At 69.8% G+C, this 19,961-nt stretch carries 19 protein-coding genes; 10 read left to right on the top strand and 9 right to left on the bottom strand.

Annotated features, from left to right (window positions below; translation table 11 throughout):
- Positions 1 to 18: 18 nt before the first annotated feature.
- The 6 genes from G6048_RS04810 to G6048_RS04835 all read right to left on the bottom strand — a co-directional run bounded on the left by G6048_RS04810 (position 19) and on the right by G6048_RS04835 (position 7,009).
- Positions 19 to 2,034, bottom strand: a complete 2,016-nt coding sequence (locus G6048_RS04810) for a glycoside hydrolase family 31 protein (RefSeq protein WP_165338167.1) — start codon at positions 2,032 to 2,034, stop codon at positions 19 to 21.
- A gap of 56 nt (positions 2,035 to 2,090) precedes the next feature.
- Positions 2,091 to 2,918, bottom strand: a complete 828-nt coding sequence (locus G6048_RS04815; protein ID WP_165338168.1) for a carbohydrate ABC transporter permease — start codon at positions 2,916 to 2,918, stop codon at positions 2,091 to 2,093.
- On the bottom strand, positions 2,915 to 3,877 hold the full coding sequence (locus G6048_RS04820; protein ID WP_165338169.1) for a carbohydrate ABC transporter permease: 963 nt from the start codon (positions 3,875 to 3,877) through the stop codon (positions 2,915 to 2,917). Before G6048_RS04820 ends, G6048_RS04815 begins: the two co-directional genes overlap by 4 nt.
- Positions 3,878 to 3,885: 8 nt before the next feature.
- Positions 3,886 to 5,130 (bottom strand): sugar ABC transporter substrate-binding protein, encoded by a 1,245-nt coding sequence (locus G6048_RS04825; protein WP_165338170.1) that lies wholly within the window; start codon positions 5,128 to 5,130, stop codon positions 3,886 to 3,888.
- A 25-nt stretch (positions 5,131 to 5,155) separates the two neighbouring features.
- Positions 5,156 to 6,199 carry a LacI family DNA-binding transcriptional regulator gene (locus G6048_RS04830; RefSeq protein WP_328825674.1) on the bottom strand — a complete coding sequence of 348 codons (1,044 nt, stop codon included), beginning with the start codon at positions 6,197 to 6,199 and terminating at the stop codon, positions 5,156 to 5,158.
- 279 nt (positions 6,200 to 6,478) lie between these two features.
- The gene (locus tag G6048_RS04835) at positions 6,479 to 7,009 is read right to left on the bottom strand and encodes a MarR family winged helix-turn-helix transcriptional regulator (protein WP_165338172.1); all 531 of its coding nucleotides are present in this window, start codon (positions 7,007 to 7,009) and stop codon (positions 6,479 to 6,481) included.
- A gap of 210 nt (positions 7,010 to 7,219) precedes the next feature.
- Here G6048_RS04835 and G6048_RS04840 point away from each other — a divergent pair, with 210 nt between their 5' ends.
- The 5 genes from G6048_RS04840 (at position 7,220) to G6048_RS04860 (ending at position 11,133) form a co-directional block, all read left to right on the top strand.
- Positions 7,220 to 7,753 (top strand): DUF5134 domain-containing protein, encoded by a 534-nt coding sequence (locus G6048_RS04840; protein ID WP_165338173.1) that lies wholly within the window; start codon positions 7,220 to 7,222, stop codon positions 7,751 to 7,753.
- 92 nt (positions 7,754 to 7,845) lie between these two features.
- Positions 7,846 to 8,781 carry a M56 family metallopeptidase gene (locus G6048_RS04845; RefSeq protein ID WP_165338174.1) on the top strand — a complete coding sequence of 312 codons (936 nt, stop codon included), beginning with the start codon at positions 7,846 to 7,848 and terminating at the stop codon, positions 8,779 to 8,781.
- 68 nt (positions 8,782 to 8,849) lie between these two features.
- Positions 8,850 to 9,578: a phosphatase PAP2 family protein gene (locus tag G6048_RS04850; RefSeq protein ID WP_165338175.1), complete on the top strand. Its 729-nt coding sequence runs from the start codon at positions 8,850 to 8,852 to the stop codon at positions 9,576 to 9,578.
- A gap of 10 nt (positions 9,579 to 9,588) precedes the next feature.
- On the top strand, positions 9,589 to 10,290 hold the full coding sequence (locus G6048_RS04855; protein ID WP_165338176.1) for an HAD family hydrolase: 702 nt from the start codon (positions 9,589 to 9,591) through the stop codon (positions 10,288 to 10,290).
- A 132-nt stretch (positions 10,291 to 10,422) separates the two neighbouring features.
- A complete protein-coding gene (locus G6048_RS04860) occupies positions 10,423 to 11,133 on the top strand; it encodes a TetR/AcrR family transcriptional regulator (RefSeq protein ID WP_165338177.1) in 711 nt (236 codons plus the stop codon).
- Here G6048_RS04860 and G6048_RS04865 read toward each other — a convergent pair.
- Entirely contained in the window at positions 11,112 to 12,623 is a 1,512-nt protein-coding gene (locus G6048_RS04865) for an LVIVD repeat-containing protein (RefSeq protein ID WP_165338178.1), read from the bottom strand. The two genes, G6048_RS04860 and G6048_RS04865, sit on opposite strands and share 22 nt — an antisense overlap.
- A gap of 214 nt (positions 12,624 to 12,837) precedes the next feature.
- Here G6048_RS04865 and G6048_RS04870 point away from each other — a divergent pair, with 214 nt between their 5' ends.
- From G6048_RS04870 to G6048_RS04880, 3 genes are all read left to right on the top strand, one after another.
- Positions 12,838 to 13,485, top strand: a complete 648-nt coding sequence (locus G6048_RS04870; RefSeq protein WP_328825672.1) for a DUF305 domain-containing protein — start codon at positions 12,838 to 12,840, stop codon at positions 13,483 to 13,485.
- 141 nt (positions 13,486 to 13,626) lie between these two features.
- Positions 13,627 to 14,976, top strand: a complete 1,350-nt coding sequence (locus G6048_RS04875) for an FAD-dependent oxidoreductase (protein WP_165338180.1) — start codon at positions 13,627 to 13,629, stop codon at positions 14,974 to 14,976.
- A 126-nt stretch (positions 14,977 to 15,102) separates the two neighbouring features.
- A complete protein-coding gene (locus G6048_RS04880) occupies positions 15,103 to 16,500 on the top strand; it encodes a nucleobase:cation symporter-2 family protein (protein ID WP_165338181.1) in 1,398 nt (465 codons plus the stop codon).
- Here the strand turns inward: G6048_RS04880 and G6048_RS04885 are convergent.
- On the bottom strand, positions 16,420 to 16,779 hold the full coding sequence (locus G6048_RS04885; protein WP_328825673.1) for an ArsR/SmtB family transcription factor: 360 nt from the start codon (positions 16,777 to 16,779) through the stop codon (positions 16,420 to 16,422). The genes G6048_RS04880 and G6048_RS04885 overlap by 81 nt on opposite strands.
- 184 nt (positions 16,780 to 16,963) lie before the next feature.
- On the opposite strand from G6048_RS04885, the gene G6048_RS04890 reads away from it, so the two are divergent.
- Positions 16,964 to 18,043, top strand: a complete 1,080-nt coding sequence (locus tag G6048_RS04890) for an NADH:flavin oxidoreductase/NADH oxidase (protein ID WP_165338182.1) — start codon at positions 16,964 to 16,966, stop codon at positions 18,041 to 18,043.
- A gap of 12 nt (positions 18,044 to 18,055) precedes the next feature.
- Here the strand turns inward: G6048_RS04890 and G6048_RS04895 are convergent, their stop codons facing one another.
- The gene (locus tag G6048_RS04895) at positions 18,056 to 18,634 is read right to left on the bottom strand and encodes an Rv1733c family protein (protein WP_165338183.1); all 579 of its coding nucleotides are present in this window, start codon (positions 18,632 to 18,634) and stop codon (positions 18,056 to 18,058) included.
- Between the two features lie 212 nt (positions 18,635 to 18,846).
- On the opposite strand from G6048_RS04895, the gene G6048_RS04900 reads away from it, so the two are divergent.
- Positions 18,847 to 19,932, top strand: a complete 1,086-nt coding sequence (locus tag G6048_RS04900) for a WD40/YVTN/BNR-like repeat-containing protein (protein WP_165338184.1) — start codon at positions 18,847 to 18,849, stop codon at positions 19,930 to 19,932.
- The last annotated feature ends 29 nt before the right edge of the window (positions 19,933 to 19,961 follow it).

Genomic DNA, 19,961 nt, shown 5'->3' on the forward strand with positions numbered 1-19,961 from the left:
TGGCCCGCTACCGGCGCATCACTCACCCTCTTCTATGAGGGGCAGCTCGGCTCCCTGAGTCATGAAGACCGGGATGCGCTCGATCGGCGCCTCGACGGTGAGGGTCCGGCCGCCCTCGTACGAGTCGCCCGTCCAGGCGTCGGTCCAGGTACGGCCCGCGGGGAGGTACACCTCGCGGCTGCGCGCGCCCGGTTCGGTGACGGGTGCGACGAGGATGTCCGGGCCGAAGAGGAACTGGTCCTCGACGGTCCAACTCGCCGCGTCCTGGGGGAAGTCGACGAAGAGCGGCCGCATGGGCGGCACTCCGTCGGCCGCCGCGGTCCGCATCTGCTCGTGGAGGTAGGGCCGCAGTCGCTCGCGCAGGAAGAGCTGCGCCTTGAGGATTCCGTACGCCTCCTCGCCGTACGACCAGACCTCGTTGGGGCCGCCGGTCTGCGCGTATCCCCAGGGCATGCGGGGTTCGCGGTCGCCGTGCAGGCGGAAGAGGGGGCAGAAGACGCCGTACTGGAACCAGCGGATCATCAGTTCGCGGTACGCCGGGTCGTCCGGGTTCCCGCCGTGGAAGCCGCCGATGTCGGTGGTCCACCAGGGGATGCCGGAGACGGCGACGGACAGTCCCGCCCGCACCTGTGCGCGCAGCGAGTCCCAGGTCGCGGGGATGTCGCCGGACCAGACGGCCGCTCCGTACTTCTGGGAGCCCGCCCAGGCCGAGCGGGACAGCAGGACGGTGCCGGGCTGTCCGGCGGCGGCCATGCCCTCGGCGAAGAGGCGGGCGTTGTCGCGGGGGTAGACGTTGACGGTCTGGGCGCCGGGTCCCGCGTAGAGCGTGGTGTTGGCGTGGTGAGCCGGGTCGAGTTCGGGCTCGCAGGCGTCCAGCCAGAAGACGCGGATGCCCAGGTCGAGGTAGTTGCGCCGGATGAGGTCCCAGACGTAGTCGCGGGTCTCGGGGTTGGTCGGGTCGTAGACGGACACCTGCATGCGGGCCGCCATGCCCTTGTCCTGGACCAAGTGGTGCACCTCGGCGCCCTGGTCGGAGCCGAGGAGCAGGCCGCGGTCGCGGAAGTCCTCGTAGTTCTCCGACAGGGGCGACACGGTGGGCCAGATGGAGACCATCAACTCGATGCCCAGATCGGCGAGTTCGTCGACCATGGCCTGCGGGTCGGGCCATTCGTCGGGGTCGAAGCGGTAGTCGCCCATCGCCGACCAGTGGAAGTAGTCGGAGACGATGACGGACATGGGCAGTCCGCGGCTCTTGTGCTCGCGGGCCACGGCGAGGAGTTCGTCCTGGGTGCGGTAGCGGAGCTTGCACTGCCAGAAACCGCTGGCCCAGTCGGGGAGTTCGGGTGCGTGGCCGGTGGCGTCTGCGTACCGGGCGAGGATGTCGCGCGGTGTGGGTGCGGCCGTGATCCAGTAGTCGATGCCACGGGCCTGGTCGGCGGTCCAGCGTGTGGCGTTCTCGGCGAACTCGACCCGGCCGAGGGCGGGTTGGTTCCACAGGAAGCCGTAGCCGCGGCTGGAGAGCACGAAGGGGATGGACACTTCGCCGTTGCGCTGGACGAGGTCGAGCCGCAGGCCCTTGTGGTCGAGGCGGCCGTGGGTGTGCTGGCCGAGACCGTAGAGCCGCTCGCCCTCGTACGCCGCGAACCTCTGGTGGATCTCGTACGCGCCGGACCGGTTGCCCTTGAACTCCCGGGCGCCCGGGGCCCATGGGTGCTCCCGCTGCTCGGTGAGCAGTTCCTCGCCGGTGCTGGTGCGCGTGAAGGTCAGCTGTGCCTCGGGGTAGGCGGCGTTGCCGTGGAAGACCACCGTGACGGTCAGCTCGCCGTTGACCAGCTGAGCGGTGGTCTTCTCGGCGCCGACGGTCGCTGTGCTGGTGTGCTCCGGGGGCGCCTCGAGGGCGCCGACGCTGTCCGTGGGGATGCGGTACTGGGCGACCCGGACGCGGGCACTGTCCGTGCCCCAGGCCTCGACACGCAGCACCTCGTGCCGGTGCCGCACCTCCAGGGCCTCGTCGAGCACACGGAAGACGGGCATGGATCTCCTTGCGTACAGGCGGAGTTACGAAGCTGTAGTGGGTCTCGGGAGGGGTCTCAGGATTTGACGCTGCCGGCGGTCAGGCCGCCGACGATGTAGCGCTGGAGCATCGCGAAGACGCATACCACGGGGATGCTGACGAGCGTGGCGACCGCCATGAGGGGCCCCCAGTCGGTACCCGTCTGGCCGACGAAGGTGTTGAGCAGGACGGTCACCGGCTGCACCTTCGGATCGCTGTTCAGCGTGATCCCGAAGACGAACTCACCCCAGCCGAGCAGGAACGAGAAGCCGCCGATCGCGATCAGTCCCGGCCGCATCACCGGTAGTACGACCCGCCACAGCACTCCCGGCAGACCGCAGCCGTCGACCAGCGCCGCCTCCTCCACCTCGACGGGCATGGCGCGCACCAGTGGCCGCAGCACGATGACCGCGAACGGCAAGGTCAGCGTCGTGTCGGCGATCACGAGCCCGATGAGGGTGTTGGTCAGCTCCACCTGCCGCAGCACGATGAACAGCGGCGCGGCCAGCACGATGCTCGGCAGCAACTGCGCCACAAGGAGGGACAGGACCATGACACCGGCCCCGCGCATCCGGATCCGGGCGACCGCGTACGTCAGGGGCACCGCGAGCAGCAGCGTCAGCGCCACGACGCCCAGCGAGATGACGACGCTGTTGAGCAGCGCCTGGCCGAGCATCTCCTTGTCGAGGGCCCGCGAGTAGCTGTCGCCGGTGAACGGCGAGGGGATCCACTGCGGTGGCGAGACGAGCACCTGGTCGGGCTTCTTCAGCGAGGTGGCGATCATCCAGTACAGCGGCAGCAGGAAGAAGGCCGTGATGACGCCCGCGACGAGCGTGAGCAGCCAGGGCCGTTTGGTGGTGGTCATGAGGCGGCTCCTTCCTTGCGCAGGCGCCGTACGTAGACGATGGCGACGATCAGCGGGATGACCAGCAGGAGCGCGCCCGCCGCCGCACCCCGGCCGAGCTGGAAGAGTTTGAAGGCGATCTCGTACACGTACAGCGGCAGGACTCTCGTGCTGTCCACGGGACCGCCGCCGGTGAGGACGAAGACCAGGTCGAAGACCTTGAAGGTGTAGATCAGGCCGAGCAGCAGCACCGCCGCCGAGACCGGCTTCATCAGCGGGACGGTGATGTGCCGCAGCCGCTGCCAGGGTCCGGCGCCGTCGATTTCGGCGGCCTCGTAGAGCGTCGGGTCGATGGACTGCAGGCCGACCAGGAGCAGCAGCATGTTGAAGGGCACGCCCACCCAGATGTTGGCGGCGATGACGCCGGGCAGGGCGGTGCTGGGGTCGGTCAGCCAGTTGTGGGCGAGGGAGTCGAGGCCGACGAAGCGCAGGAGTTCGTTGTACGCGCCCGCGTCGGCGTCGAGCATCCAGCGGAAGAGGGTGCCGCTGACGATCGGCGGCAGCAGCCAGGCCACCAGCATCAGCGAGCGGAACAGGCCCGCGAGCGGGAACGTCTTCGCGAACAGCAGGGCGAGCGCGAAACCGATCGTGAACTGGAAGAACAGCGAGCCGGCCGTGAACACCAGCGAGACGCGCACCGCGTGCCAGAAGGCGCCTTCGGAAGCGACGCTGTCGTAGTTGTCGGCGCCGCTGAACTGCCAGTCTCCGGTGAGGAGATCGCCGATGGCGACGTCGTGGACGGACGTCCAGAAGTTGTAGGCGAGCGGGAAGAGCATGGTCGCGCCGAGGAACAGCAGGGCCGGCGCCGACATGACGTACCCGGCCCGTGTGCGGCGCACCGCGAGGGAACGGCCGCGCCGCACGGTCTCGGTCTTCTCCACCGCCTTCAGCGGCTCGCGGGCTTTCACCTGAAGGCTCATTCCCTGCCTTACTTCTTCAGCTTGGGCGTGATGGCGGACGCAGCCTTCCGCGCGGCGGCCTGCGGGCTGGAGCTGCCCGTGAGGGACGCCTGGAGGGCCTCGGCCATCGCCTGCGACATCTGCGGGTAGTTCGGGCCGTACGAGCGGGGGCGGGCATTGGCGAACTCCTGCACGAAGACCTTCAGGGTGGGGTCGGTGGCCCACTTGCCCGCGTCGGCCATGTCGGAGCGGGCGGGCAACAGGCCGAGCCCGTCGAGGTACTTGGCCAGGACCGTCTTCTCCTGGCTGCGCACGATGGCCTCCCAGCACTGGTCGGCCTTGCCGCTGGTCTTGAGGATCACCCAGTTCTCACCGCCGAGGCAGCTCGCCGGCTCCTTGTCGACGGGAATCGGTACGACGCCCCACTTGACCTTCGTCTGCTCCTGCAGGGCGGGCAGTTGCCAGGGCCCGTTGATCTGCATGGCCGCACGGCCGGACACGAACTGGGTGTTGGCGTCCTGCTGCGTCCAGCCCACGCTCTGCTTCGACATCGAGCCGGCGTCCACCAACTCCTTGAGGAACCCGAGCGCCTTGGCACCGTCGGTGCCGAAGGTGTCCAGATCGCCTCCGGTGGACCACAGGAAAGGCTCGAACTGGAAGACGCCCTCCTCGGTCTTGATCGCACTCATGGCGAACCCGAATGTGTCGCCCTTGGTGAGCTTCTTCGCCGCCTCGGCAAGCTCGTCCCAGGTCTTCGGGGGCTCCACGCCCGCGGCCTCGAGCATCTCGGTGTTGTAGTACAGGCAGAGGCAGTTGGAGTTGTTCGGCACGGAGTACGTCTTGCCGTCGATGACGCCGCTGTTCCACGGGCCCTCGTAGTACGCCTTCGACTGGCCCCACTTCTTCACGCGGTCGGTGAGGTCGGTGAGGAGTCCCTGCGGGACGAAGGAGTTCATCGAGGTGTTGTCGACGATCGCGATGTCCGGCAGGTCCCCGGAGGCGGCGCCCTTGATGATCGCGGGCTCCAGCTCGGCGAAGGGGAAGGTCCGCCGGGTGATCTTCACGCCGACCTGCTTCTCGATGTCGGCGATGAGGGCCTTCATCCCGGGCTGACGGGCCTCCTCGACGAGGTAGTCCCACCAGACGAGCTCGTTGGAGCCGGACGAGCCGCTCTCCGAGCCGCCGCAGGCGGTGAGCGGGCCGGCCAGGCCCGCGGCGAGAACTCCAGAGCCCGATATCCGCATGAACGAGCGGCGGTCGAACCGGTTCGACATGTGCTTCTCCCAGAGGGTGCGTGGATCAACTGCGCGTCTGCGCGGGGCCGGTGCTCGCGCGGACCGTGAGTTCGGGGGTGAGCAGGTGCTGCCGGGGCCTTGCAGTCGAGGAGCCCGCCAGCCGTTCCAGCAGCAGGTCCACGGCGAGCCGGCCCATGACGTCCGACGAGTTGTCGAAGCCGGTCATCATCGGGGTGACCGTCTCGGCCCAGCGGGCGCCGACGACGCCGGTCACCGAGACATCGCCGGGCACGGACAGTCCGGCCCGGTCGAGCCCGCGGTACAGGCCCACGAGCGCGGCCTCGTTGAGCACCACGAGCCCGGTCGTCAGCGGGTCGTGATCGAGGAGTTCCTGGACGACCGCCTCGCCGGAGGCCGCGTCGTCCCCGCAGTGGTGGATCTCGCCGGTCAGCCCCAGCTCGTCGACGGCCACCCGGAAGCCGTCGACGGCTCGGTGCGCCGCCTCATAGCCCACGGCGAACAGCTCCCGCGGCCGGTTCACCAGGGCGAGCCGCCGGTGACCGAGCTCGGCGAGATGCCGTACGCAGCGGGCGGTGAGCTCCGTCCAGTCCATGTCGACCCAGGACAGGGCATCGGGGTCCGCGGTCCGCCCCATGGTGACGAAGGGGAACCCCGTGCCGAGGAGCCGGTCCACCCGCGAGTCCTGGACACGTATCTCCATCAGGATCGCGCCGTCCACGCGGCGTTGGCCCACCAGCCGGTCGAAGGCCTCGTCCCAGCCCTCACCGCTGCGGGACAGCAGTACGTCGTGGTCGTGAACGGCGGCGGCGTCGATCACCGCGCTGAGGAAGTCGAGCTGCATGTCGGTGTAGCGCCGTCCGGCCGGCGGGAACACCACACCGATGGACTGGGTCCGGCCGTGGGCCAGGGCGCGGGCGCTTGCGTTGGGCTGGAAGCCGTGCTCGTCGATGACCTTCTGGATGCGCAGCCGGGTCCGTTCCGAGATCGGCCGCTTGCCGCTCAGGGCGTACGAGACCGTGCTGCGCGAGACACCGGCGAGGCGGGCGATCTCGCCGATGTTGACGGGGGTGGGGCTGCCGCTGTTCACGGGTATGCGACTGCCTTTGGTCGCAGAGTTGGGGCCGCTGGTCGCAGGGGTGTCGCCGCTGGCCACGGGAGGGTGGCCGCCGTCGCGCACGGGAGTGCGGCTGCTTTCGGCCACCTCGTCGAACCGGTTCGACACCACGGACACACCTCCCCCACACCCAGAGTCGTTCGACATTTCGCACGTCAGCCGGTTCACCGAACCGGCGTGCCGAACGTAGGAGTGACACAGGTCTCATGTCAACGGGCAGTAACCAAGAAGTTTCTGACGCGACGCAAGCACTCAGACCCGCGGAGCGCCCAGGCGTTCTTCCAGTCGGCCCAGCAACTCCCCCAGAAGCGCGCCGAGTTCGCCCTGCGTCGAGGTGTCGAGGCCGGACAGGACGGCCGTCTCGTACGCGAGTTGTTCCGGGACGATTTCATCGACGAGCTCGCGTCCGGCGTCGGTGAGACGCAGATGGGCGACGCGCCGGTCACGGCTGTCACCGCGGCGCTCGACGAGATCGCGCTCGGTCAGCTGCTTGAGCCGCTTGGCGACGGCGGCGCCGGAGGAGAAGGTCTCCCGGGCCAGCTCGCCGGGGGTCAGCTCCCGGCCGGTGCGGCGCAGCGCGGCCAGCAGCTCGAACTCGGGACGGGTGAGCCCGGCATGGCGCAACGGAGCGTCCTCTGCCTCCCGGAGCAGGGCGGCACAACGGTTGATGCGGCCGATGATCTCTATGGGTCCGGTGTCGAAGTCGGGGCGCACCGTCCGCCACTGCCGCACCACCTCCGCGACGGTGTCCCCCGCTGTCGCCCGCCCATTCGCTGTCGTCATGCCTGTGCGCCCCCGAGTGCGTGCAGTCCTGCCGTCGTACCAATGCTGCGAGCGTACGGTGTCCGGTCTGCCCGGCGCGCGGCACCCGTTCCGGAGGGAAGTACACCCCGGGCGCTCCCCGCGTACACCCTTGCGCTCGCGTGCACGCGATCCGGCCTGGGCATCTCTTCGACCGGACTGTGCGAACACCGTCGATCGGGGAGGTGCGCGGTGCACGGACCGGTGCCGTCGGACTGGCTGCTCGTCGCGCTGTGCGCGACGACCGGGGCCTACTGCGTCGTGCGCATGCGCAGTTCCGTCGAGGAACAGCGCCGCACGGCGGGCGATGAGGCGCTCATGGGATTCGGTATGGCCGCGATGGCCGTACCCGCCGCGGCGCTGACGCCGCCGAGATGGGCCTGGCTCGTCTGCGCGGCAGTGTTCGGCGCGGCCGCGCTGCGCGCCCTGTGGGCGGCTCGGACCTGCCACCATCATCTGCACCATCTGGTGGGCGCGGCCGCGATGTTCTACATGGCGGTGGTGATGGCAGGCGGGACACACTCAGGGCTCCCCGCGCTCACCGGGGCACTTTTCGCGTACTTCACCGGATACGTGCTGTGGACCGGGACGCGCCTGGTGCCGGCCGTCGTCGACACACCCGAAGGGGGCACCCGCACGGTCGGCTGGGGAGACCGTCCGGAGCTGGCGCTGACCTGCCGGCTTTCGATGGGGATCGGGATGCTCGCCATGCTGCTCACCGTGTGAGGGGCCGCCGGGCCTGTACGAGATCGTGGTCTGTGTCACTTTGCCCCGGCAGCCCGTATCCCCTTGCCGCGCCGCCCAAATAGGCTGACCCCATGATGGTCCCCGCGGCACTGCTGCTGCTCGGCGCCCTGGCCGCCGTCCTGGCTCCGCGGCTGCTCGCCCGAGCCGACTGGGCGGACCGCGAACCGGTGGTCGCCCTCTGGGTGTGGCAGTGCGTGGTGGTGGCGGTCCTGCTGTGCTGCGTGCTGTCGATGACACTCAGCGCGGCTGCCGCCTGGCAGGCGGTGCGCGGCCATGTGTTCGCCCCCGCCCCGAACCACGTGGTGGACGCCTACGCACTCGCCGAAGCAGGCCCCTGGGCCGCGGCGACCGCCGTGGCGCTCGCCTGCGGCGGCCTGTGGAGCGCGGCGATGCTGGTCCGCGAGATCGTCCGGGCCCGTGCGCGCCGCCGCCGCGAGCGGACCGAACTCCAGGTACGCGCCCCGCTGATGCCGGGCGAGGAGCCCGGCAGCGACCGGCTCGTCGTACTCGAGGGCGAGCGTCCGGATGCCTGGTGGCTCCCCGGGGCGGCACCCCAACTCGTCATCACCACCGCCGCGTTGCGCCGCCTCAAGGGGAGCCAGCTGGACGCCGTGCTCGCGCATGAGCAGGGGCACGCGCGGGCCCGGCACGACTGGCTGCTGCACTCCTCGGCAGCGCTGGCCAACGGCTTTCCGCAGGTACCCGTGTTCGCCGCGTTCCGCGACGAGATGCACCGCCTGGTCGAACTCGCCGCCGACGACATGGCGTCCCGCCGCTTCGGCCGCCTGACGACCGCCCTCGCACTGGTGGAACTGAACGAGGACAGGGGCGTGTTCGGCCCCTGCCCCACCCCGCACGCCCATGTCCCGCAGCGCGTCAACCGCCTGCTCACTCCCCCGGACCGCCTTCCGCCCGCCCATCGGCTGCGACTGACGGCAGCTGCGGCGCTGGTGCCGGTGATTCCGCTACTGGTGACGTTCGTGCCAGGGCTGCGGGCGCTCGGGTAACCAAACGCACAAGAAGACCTACACACCGGAGTTGGCCTTCCGCCCCACCGGTCGGCGAGGATCGTTCCATGCGCTCCCCCACCGTTGACTCGCCACCCCGCACCGCGGCCCCCACAGCCGCCGTCCGCGCCGCGGTGGCCCTCGCTGTCCCCTCCGTGCTGCTGATCGCGCTGGTCGCCCTGTCCTGGGACCCGCTGATGGACCTGGACGGCGATATCGCGCGTACGACGCACGGGTGGGCGGTCGACGAGCCCGACGTCACGCACACGTCCCGCATCCTGACGGACTGGGTCTGGGACCCCTGGACCATGCGCGCCCTGGCCACAGCGACCGTGCTCTGGCTGATCATCCGGCGCTCGGCCTGGCGGCCCGCCCTGTGGCTGGGGGCCGCCACCCTCCTCGGAACCCTGCTTCAGCAGGGCATGAAGGCCGCGGTCGGACGGGAGCGCCCCGTGTGGCGCGACCCCGTGGACTCCGCCCACTACGCCGCCTTCCCGTCCGGCCACGCCATGACGGCGGCGGTGGTCTGCGGCCTGCTGCTCTGGCTCCTGCACCTGTACGGCGCCGGGCGCGTCCTGTGGCGCATCGCCCTGACCCTCGCGGCGGTCTCCGTCATCGGCGTGGGCCTCACCCGCGTCTGGAACGGCGTGCACTGGCCGACGGACGTACTCGGCGGCTGGCTACTCGGCGCACTGACCGTCGCGCTGACGGTGGTGTCGTACGAGCGGTGGCGGACGCCTGCAACCGAGGTGCCACAGCGGCCACTCGCCGAACAGGAAGCACAAGAACACCGGTAAGGTCCTGCGCGTGACTGCTGTCTTATTCGACTTCTCCGGAACGCTCTTCCGTATCGAATCCACCGAGTCCTGGCTGCGGGCAGTGCTGGCCGAGTCGGAAGTCTCCCTTCCCGAGCCGGAGTTGATCCGGGTGGCCCGGGAACTGGAAAAGGCGGGCGCGCTGCCGGGCGGGTCCTTCCCCTCGGGGCGGATCCCCGAGGAGCTCGCCCACGTGTGGGAGATCCGCGACAAGAGCGCCGAGCTGCACCGCGCCGCGTACACCGGTCTCTCCCGTCAGGTGCCGCTGCCCGATCCCGCCCTGCACGACGCGCTGTACGCCCGCCATATGGCACCGGCCGCGTGGCGCCCGTACCCCGATACGGCCGAGGTGCTGGGCGCGCTGCGTGAGCGCGGTGTGGCGGTCGGTGTGGTCAGCAACATCGGCTGGGACCTGCGGCCCGTCTTCCGTGACCACGGCATCGACCCGTACGTCGACGCCTACGTCCTGTCGTACGAACACGGCATCCAGAAGCCGGACCCACGCCTGTTCGCGACCGCCTGCGCCGCACTCGGCGTCGATCCGCGGGACACGCTGATGGTGGGCGACAGCCGCCATGCGGACGGCGGGGCGGCGGCTCTGGGCTGCGCGGTGCACTTCGTCGACCATCTGCCGGTGACCGAGCGCCCGGACGGGCTCCGGCCGGTATTGGGCCTGGTCGGCTCAGGGCTCTGAATGTCCCGTCCGCCTGGACGATCCCCCGCGTCGCCCAGGCGGACGGCAGCCCGAAAGGGACCCCTGAGAAGGGGTCGCCATGGACCCGCCGAGTATAGTTGGCTGGCAGCCAGTCAACGCAGGAGTTACAGGATGTCCCCCCGTAGCCGCTCGGTCAATGAAGAGTTGCGGCGGCGATCCCGGGAAAAGCTGCTGCAGGCCGCACTTGAGCTGGTCAGCGCGCATGGTTACGAGGCGACAACACTTGGCGACATCGCGGACCGCGCGGGCTCCGCGCGCGGACTCGTCTCGTACTACTTCCCGGGCAAGCGGCAGCTCGTGCAGTCGGCTGTCCACCGGCTGATGCACTGCACGCTCCGGGAGGCGCTGGAGCGGGAGCCGCGCACCGAGGACGGGCGGGAACGCTTGGCGCGCGCCATCGACGCGGTCCTGGGCCTGGCCCGGGACCATCCGGTGCTGATGCGCCAGCACATGGCCGGGATACTGCAGGCTGAGGGGTTCGTGCAGTGCCCGGAGCAGCAGCGCCTGGCGGAACTGCTCAGCGACACCGTCACCCGGTACGGTTCCGCGGATCCCGCCGCCGACTATCCGATGCTGCGGGCACTGCTGATGGGCTCGGTGTACGCGGCCCTGGTGCCGGGCGTTCCGATGCCGCTGGCGACCCTGCGGGCCGAGCTGTTCAAGCGTTACCGGCTCGACTGGAAGCTGGGTGTCCCGCCGGACGCCGAAGCGCCCGGCGGGACGTATGGCGCAGACCTGTCACGGTTCTTCTCGCCCGAGGACCGCGAAGCCGACGCGGCAGGCCGGGCCGGTCGCGTCGGTCAGCCTCGCCAGCCGAAGTAGTCCGGCTGCGTCTGCACGTTCAGTTCGGACATACGGATCCACCTCGCCGGGTCCGTACGCCGGTCGCTGATCTTCAGAACGTCGAAGCCGTTGGTGATGTCGTTCGAGTAGATGTAGCCGTTGTAATAGTACGCCGACCATGAGCCGCCGAACGACAGCTCGTCGACGCTGACCGGGCCCCGCTCGAAGTAGGCGATCTCCTTGGGCTTCGCCGAGTTGGTGAAGTCCCAGACGGAGAGGCCGCCCTGGTACCAGGCCTGGACCATGATGTCCCTGCCCTTGACCGGGATCAGCGAGGCGTTGTGGGCCACGCAGTTCTCGGTGTCCGCCTGGTGGCGCGGGATCTTGAAATAGCTCTTGAAGACGAGCTTGCGCTTGTCGCCCTTGCCGACGAGGTCGTAGATGCCGTCGGCGCCGCGGTTGGGGCCGATGGCCGCGTTGCAGGTGGCCGCGCTGCCGCCGCCCAGCTCGTCGGTGAAGACGACCTTGTTCGCCTTCTGGTTGAAGGTCGCCGAGTGCCAGAACGCGAAGTTCACGTTGTCCTGGACCTGGTCGATGACCTTCGGGTTCTCCGGGTCCTTGATGGAGAACAGGATGCCGTCGCCCATGCAGGCGCCCGCCGCGAGGTCCTTGGAGGGCAGCACGGTGATGTCGTGGCAGCCGGTGGTCTTGGAGACACCCGGGTTGGTGGGTGCGCCGGGGTTGCCGCCGCCGTCGGGGCCCTCACCGGGGAAGATCACCGGGAAGCCGACGACCGCCGCCTTCTGGGGCGCCTTGCGGGGCACCTTGATGACCGAGATGCCGTCGTGCGGCGGCTTGCAGTCCGGGAAGGTGGCGCTGGGCGAGTACGAGGAGACGTACACGTAGACGTTCCGGCGCTCGGGCACCAGCGTGTGCGTGTGCGAACCGCAGGCGGTCTCGACGGCGGCGACGTAGCGGGGGTTCCGCTTGTCGCTGATGTCGAAGATCTTCATGCCCTCCCACGAGGACTTCTCGGTCGCGGGCTGCGTGGTGCTGCTGCAGGAGTTGTCACTGCGCGAGGAGTCCGTGGAGAGGAAGAGCAGGTTTCCGGAGACGGAGATGTCATTCTGCGAGCCGGGGCAGAGGACCTGGGAGACCGTCTTCGGGGCCTTGGGATTGCTGATGTCGAAGACGCGGAAGCCGTCGTAGTTGCCGGCGTACGCGTACTTCCCCTGAAAGGCCAGGTCGGAGTTGGTGCCGGGCAGGGCGTCCTTGGGGGTGTTGCCGACGTGGGTGATGTTGTCCGAGTGGACGATCTCGTCCTTGCCGGGTATGTCGCCGCTCTCGATCGCTTCCCTGACCTCGGCCGCCTTGCTCTTGGAGACCTTGTCCGGGGTGGCCGGCGTGTCCCCCGGGTCCGGGGTGGCGACCGCCGGACCGGCCGTGAGCAGCGCGGCCAGGAGTCCGGCCGCGGTGGCGACAACTCCCAGTCGTCTGCGCCGTGTTCGGTGGTTGTTCAACAGGGTCACTGCGTCCTCCCTTGTAGCCGTTCGCAGTTGAACGGTTAAGGCACCACCGCAGTATCGTCTTCATCATGCTCAGAACAACAGGGCGCAATGCAGTCGTAACGAACCCTTCTAATCATTCACGAACGGCAACATGTCATCGGCGATCGGTAACGGGGTAGGACGGTTCTCAACACCCACAAGGTGTACGCCCTTTCATGTGCCACAGGAGGCCGCTGTGCTCATCCGTCGTACGTACCGTCACGTGGTCACCGCCTCCGTGACGGTCGCCGTGCTCACGCTCGCCGGCTGCACCGGTTCGGACGACGACCCCAAGTCCGCGTCGGACAAGGGCCCTTCGGTGATCGCTCCGGGGAAACCGGGCGAGGCGGCCGAGACACTCTCCGCCGCGGAGGCCGAGAAGCGGCGGCCCGACGACTCCCCCAACTCGGCGGACCACGACTACGCGCGGATGATGATCGAGCATCACACCCAGGCCCTGGACATGACCGAACTCGCCCCGAAACGTGCCGAGTCGACCCAGGTCAAGCGCCTCGCCGAGCGGATCGCCGCCGCGCAAGGGCCGGAAATCGACGCGATGAAGGCCTGGCAGCACGCGCACGGCGGCGCGAAGAAGGGCCAGGCGCACGACCATGAGGCGATGCCCGGTATGGCGACCGAGGCCCAGCTGAAGAAGTTGCGCTCCGCGAAGGGGAAAGCCTTCGACGAACTGTTCATCAAGCTCATGATCACCCATCACGACGGCGCCATCACCATGGCCACGGATGTACTCGCGCAGGGCAACAACGTCCAGATCGGCGAAATGGCCGACGACGTGATCGCCCAGCAGACGACGGAGATCAACAAGATGAGGGACATGCCCTGACGAGGGCACGCACGCACTGCGTCGCGGTGGTGCACTCCGGTGGCGTAGCGACGCGTTCGTGACCCTCCCGTGGACGGCGGCTCGGTGCGATTCTGGAGGTAGCAGCGATCTCCTCGTTCTCCTACGGGAAGGAGTTCCGCCGTGCTGCACGTCGCCGTGGTCGGTTCGGGGCCGAGTGGGGTCTACGCCGCGCAGAGTCTCGTTCAGCAGAGCCAGGTGCCCGGGGTCCGCGTGGACGTCCTGGACCGGCTGCCCTGCCCGTACGGACTGGTGCGGTACGGCGTGGCGCCCGACCACGAGAAGATCAAGTCGCTGCAGAACAACCTGCGTACGGTCCTGGAGAACGAGCGGGTGCGGTTCCTGGGCGGCGTCGAGGTCGGCCCGGGCGGGCTGCCGGCCGCCCGGCTGCGGGAGCTGTACCACGCGGTCGTGTACTGCGTGGGAGCCGCCACCGACCGGCATCTCGGAGTGCCGGGCGAGGAGCTGCCCGGTAGCTGGTCGGCGACCGAGTTCGTGTCCTGGTACAGCGCGCATCCGGACGCCACCGCCGACGGCTTCGTGCTCGGCGCGCGGGCGGCCGTCGTCATCGGCGTGGGCAACGTGGCGGTGGACGTGACCCGGATGCTGGCCCGCGGCGCCGCGGAGCTGAGCCCCACCGACATGCCGCAGGGAGCCCTCGCCGCGCTGGCCCACAGCCAGGTGCGGGACATCCAGATGGTGGGGCGGCGCGGCCCGTCCCAGGCCCGCTTCACCACGAAGGAGCTACGGGAGCTGGGCACACTGCCCGACACCGAAGTGCTCGTGGACCCCGAGGAGTTGGCGCTCGATCCGGCGTACGCGGACCCCTCGGCGCTCCCCGCCGCCCAGCGCCGCAACGTAGAGGTGCTGCGCGGCTGGGCCACCCAGCCACCGGGCGGCGGTTCCCGGCGGATCCGGCTGCGCTTCTTCCTGCGTCCGGTCGAGCTGCTGCCCGCCGGGGGCCGCGTGGGCGCGGTGCGCTTCGAGCGGACGGCGCCCGACGGAACCGGGGGCGTGACGGGCACGGGGCAGTACGAGGACATCGAGGCGCAGCTGGTGCTGCGCTCGGTCGGCTATCGCGGGGTGCCGCTGGAGGGCCTGCCCTTCGACGCCGAACGCGGCACGGTGCCGCATCTCGCGGGACGGGTCCTGCGCGAGGGCTCGGTGGCGCCGGGCGAGTACGTGGCGGGGTGGATCAAGCGGGGCCCGACGGGCGTCATCGGCACCAACCGGCCCTGCTCGAAGGAGACGGTGACCTCGCTGCTGGAGGACGCCCCCGTTCTCGTACGCCGTGAGGTGCCGGACGATCCCCTCGCGGTGCTGCGCGCGGAAGGCCTGCGGCCGGTCGAGTGGTCGGGCTGGCTGGCGATCGAGCGGGCGGAGGCGGAGCTCGGGGCCTCACTCGGGCGGAGCGTGGTCAAGCTGCCCGACTGGTCGTCACTGATGGAAGCGGCGCGGACGGCGGGGACGTAGCAGGGTCGAGCGGGCCTCGGAAGGCATGACATCTGACGGCAACGGCGTGGAAATCAACAAACTGTTCAAGCCCCTTACGGTCACGTGCAGTCCCCGCTCCGCTCCCCCGCCGCTCCTGGAGTGCCCATGGCAACCACGACACCCGCACGTCCCGTGCACCCCGTGGACGAGGTCCCACCCGTCCGCCAACTCGCCGCCTTCGGGCTGCAACACGTGCTCGCGATGTACGCGGGCGCTGTGGCGGTCCCGCTGATCGTGGGCAGTGCGATGAAGCTGCCGCCCGCGGACATGGCGTATCTGATCACGGCCGATCTGCTGCTGTGCGGTATCGCGACGCTCATCCAGTGCGTCGGCTTCTGGCGCTTCGGGGTGCGGCTGCCGATCATGCAGGGCTGCACCTTCGCGGCCGTGTCGCCGATGGTGCTGATCGGTACGGGCGGCGGCGGACTGCCCGCGATCTACGGGTCGGTGATCGTCGCCGGACTCGCGATCATTCTGCTGGCACCGGTCTTCGGAAAACTGCTGCGGTTCTTCCCGCCGCTGGTCACCGGTACGGTGATCCTGATCATCGGGCTCTCGCTGCTGCCGGTGGCGGGCAACTGGGCGGCCGGTGGTGTAGGCGCGGAGGACTTCGGCGAGCCGAAGAACGTGGCGCTGGCCGCCTTCGTGCTCGCGGTGGTGCTCGGCGTGCAGCGGTACGCCCCGGTGTTCCTGCGCCGGATCGCGGTACTGATCGGCATCGCCGTGGGCCTCGCCGTCGCGGTGCCTTTCGGTTTCACGGACTTCGGCGGGGTCGGGGACGCGGACTGGCTGGGAATCAGCACGCCGTTCCACTTCGGCGCCCCCACCTTCGAGGCGTCGGCGATCGCGTCGATGCTGGTAGTAGCTCTGGTAACCATGACCGAGACCACGGGTGACTTCATCGCGGTCGGCGAGATGACCGGGCGCGAGGTCGAGCCACGCCCGCTTGCCGACGGCCTGCGCGCCGACGGCCTGTCCACCGTGCTCGGCGGTGTGTTCAACACCTTCCCGTACACGGCGTACGCGCAGAACGTCGGCCTCGTCGGCATGACGCGGATCCGTAGCCGCTGGGTCGTGGCGGCGGCCGGCGGCATGCTCGTTCTGCTCGGCCTGCTTCCCAAGCTGGGTGCGGTGGTCGCGGCGATCCCGGCACCGGTGCTCGGCGGCGCGGGCCTGGTGATGTTCGGGACGGTCGCCGCGAGCGGGCTGCGGACGCTGGCGCAGGTGGACTTCAAGGGCAACGACAACCTGACGGTCGTGGCCGTCTCGGTCGCTGTGGGAATGCTGCCGGTCGGGGTGCCGACGGTCTACGAGAAGTTCCCGGACTGGTTCCAGACGGTGATGAACAGCGGGATCAGCGCGGGCTGCCTGACGGCGATCGTGCTGAACCTGCTCTTCAACCACCTTCCCTCGAAGGGCGGTTCAGCTGCCCCCGAGGCGGACGGCCTGGCGAGTGGCGGCGGCGAGGACGCTGTCGAGAAGTCCCGGAAAGAGATCGTCTAGATCGTCCCGGCGCAGGCCGTTCATCTTGGCGGTGCCCCGGTAGACCTGCCGGATCACTCCGCTCTCGCGCAGCACCCGGAAGTGGTGCGTGGTCGTGGACTTGGTGACGGGCAGGTCGAAGTGCGAACAGGAGAGCTCGTCGCCGTCGGCGGCGAGCTCTCGTACGACCTGGAGCCGCATCGGGTCGGAGAGCGCGTGCAGCACGGATTCCAGCCGGATCTCCTCGCGCGTGGGGTGCGGGAGTTCACGGCTGCTGCTGGTCGGGGCTGCGGTCGTCACGGCGGCTCCAGTCCTTGTGCTCGGGCCTTGTGGTCCTCTGGTTCCGGCGGGCGCCCAGGTCTCCGAGGGCTCCATCGCTCCGGAGGATTCCATTGTACGAGAACTATCGTAGTTTGACATCTCCCGTACTACGATGCCTATCGTACGAGTCGTAACCCGGCCCCGTGACGATTGGAGTCCCGCCGTGAGCGCGCTCTTCGAGCCCTACACCCTGCGCGATGTGACCATCCCGAACCGCGTCTGGATGCCCCCGATGTGCCAGTACTCGGCGGCGCCCGAGGGCCCGGACATGGGCGCCCCGAACGACTGGCACTTCGCGCACTACGCGGCGCGCGCCACCGGCGGTACGGGTCTGATCGTCGTCGAGGCCACGGCCGTCAGCGCCGAGGGCCGGATCTCGCCGTACGACCTCGGCATCTGGAACGACACGCAGACCGAGGCCTTCCGGCGGATCACCGGCTTCCTCAAGGGGCAGGGCACCGTTCCGGCCGTGCAGCTCGCGCACGCCGGACGCAAGGCCTCGACCGACCGCCCCTGGACGGGCGGTGCTCCGGTCGGTCACGAGGCCCACGGCTGGCAGCCGCTCGGGCCCAGCCCGCTCGCCTTCGACGCGAACCACCCGGTGCCGACCGAGCTCACGGTCGAGGGGATCCGGGAGATCGTCGGCCAGTTCGCCGACGCCGCGCGTCGCGCTCTCGACGCCGGCTTCGAGATCGTCGAAGTCCACGGCGCGCACGGCTACTTGATCGGTGAGTTCCTCTCCCCGCACTCCAACCGGCGCACGGACGCGTACGGCGGCTCGCACGAGAACCGCACGCGCCTCGCCCTCGAAGTCGTCGACGCCGTACGGGCCGTATGGCCGGACGACAAGCCCTTGTTCTTCCGTATCTCGGCCACCGACTGGCTGGAGGAGAACGGCTGGACGGCCGACGACACGGTCCGCTTCGCCGACGAACTGACCGCCCATGGCGTCGATCTGCTCGACGTCTCCAGCGGCGGCAACGCCTCCGGAGTCCGCATCCCCGTCGGCCCGGGCTACCAGGTTCCCTTCGCGGCCCGCGTGAAGAACGAGACGTCCATGCCGGTCGCCGCCGTCGGCCTCATCACCGATGTGGAGCAGGCCGAGAAGATCCTCGCCAATGGTGAGGCGGACGCGGTGCTGCTGGGCCGGGAGCTGCTGCGCAACCCCTCATGGGCCCGGTACGCGGCGCGCGAACTCGGGAGCGAGGCGCACGTACCGGACCAGTACCACCGGTCCGTCTGACCACGCGGCCCCTCAGCCCGTCTTCCAGCCCCACTGCGGGCCGAACTTCTCCCACTCCGCGTCCCACTGCTCCATGCGCCGCTGGTCCAGGCGCTTGCGCAACAGCCGCCCGCCGCCGAGGGGCACGGCGGCGGCGCACGCACCCACCAGCACCCCGGACATCCCGGCCCGCAGTCCGGCCTGGTGCGCGCTGGCGGGCTTGGTGACGAGGCGGCCATCACGGTCCGTCCACACGACGACGGGGGTGCCGGCCGTGCTGCCGGGCTCGACACGCGCCTGGCCGGTGTGCGGCGAACCGTCCTCGGCAGTCCAGCGCACCTCGGCCCAGATCCGTTCGTGGCTGGCGGCGGATGTGCTCGCGACCGGGGTCTTCTCAGTGGTCAGGGCGAGGACGGGATGCCACTCGGCGCGCTGCTGGGCCAGGGTGCTCTCGACCGCGTGTGCCGTCGCCAGTCCGGCGAGCAGACCGGTGACCAGCATCAGGGCCCAGGTGGCGAGCAGGAGCCAGGACTCCAGTTCGTCGCTGCGGCGCCGCAGCGGGTTGCGCCGCCATCGCCACAGCCACACCTTCGGACCACGGAATGCCGCCATCGAACGCCCCAATCTCCTCACCGACGCACCAGTCCCCCTCCCTCCCATACGCGAGCGACCGCCCCGGTGCTCACGGAGAGACGTTTCCCACATAGCCGTTGGTCGCCGGAATGCCGTCTGACCTGCCCGGATGGTGCGTCCAGAGGTGATTGTCAGTGCCTGGGTGCAGACTGACCCGTGTCTGCTGACAACGACGTCCGGAGGTGGTCGGCATGGCCGACGTACTGCTCACCGTAGGCACACGGAAAGGCCTGTTCATCGGGCGACGGCGCGGCGGCGCCTGGGAGTTCGACGACAGTCCGTACTTCAACGCGCAGGCCGTGTACTCGGTCGCCATCGACACCCGCGGTGACGTGCCGCGGCTCCTCGTCGGCGGGGACAGCGCGCACTGGGGCCCGTCCGTGTTCCACTCCGACAACCTGGGCCGCACCTGGACCGAACCGGCCAAGCCCGCGGTCAAGTTCCCCCAGGACACGGGGGCTTCGCTGGAGCGGGTGTGGCAGCTGCATCCGGCGGCGGCCGAGCCGGACGTGGTGTACGCGGGCACGGAACCGGCCGCGTTGTACCGCTCCGAGGACCGCGGCGAGACCTTCGAACTCGTCCGCCCGCTGTGGGAGCACCCGACGCGCTCGCAGTGGGTGCCCGGCGGCGGCGGAGAGGGCCTGCACACGGTCATCACGGACCAGCGCGATCCGCGCGCGGTGACGGTCGCCGTCTCCACGGCCGGAGTCTTCCGTACGCAGGACGGCGGTGAGAGCTGGGCGCCCTCCAACTCTGGTGTGTCCGCGGTGTTCCTGCCCGATCCGAACCCGGAGTTCGGCCAGTGCGTGCACAAGATCGCACAGGACGCGGCGACGCCGGACCGGCTGTATCTGCAGAACCACTGGGGTGTCTACAGAAGCGACGACGCGGGCGCGCACTGGACGGACATCGGCGAGGGTCTGCCGTCCACGTTCGGCTTCGCCGCGGCCGCCCACCCGCACCGCGGGGACACGGCATACCTGTTCCCGATCACCGCCGACGCGGACCGGGTCCCGGCCGAGCGCCGATGCCGGGTCTTCCGCACGGCGGACGCGGGCAAGACGTGGGAGGCGCTCTCGGCGGGACTGCCGCAGGAGGACCATTACGGCACGGTGCTGCGCGACGCGATGTGCACGGACGGCGCGGACCCGGCGGGCGTGTACTTCGGCAACCGCAACGGAGAAGTGTTCGCATCGGCCGACGACGGTGACAGCTGGCGGCAGTTGGCGTCGCATCTGCCGGATGTGCTGTGCGTACGGGCGGCGGTGATCGATTGAGCCTCCGCGGTCATCTGTTGAGCCCTGGC

Source organism: Streptomyces ureilyticus (genome assembly GCF_011045025.1).
GTDB lineage: Bacteria > Actinomycetota > Actinomycetes > Streptomycetales > Streptomycetaceae > Streptomyces > Streptomyces ureilyticus.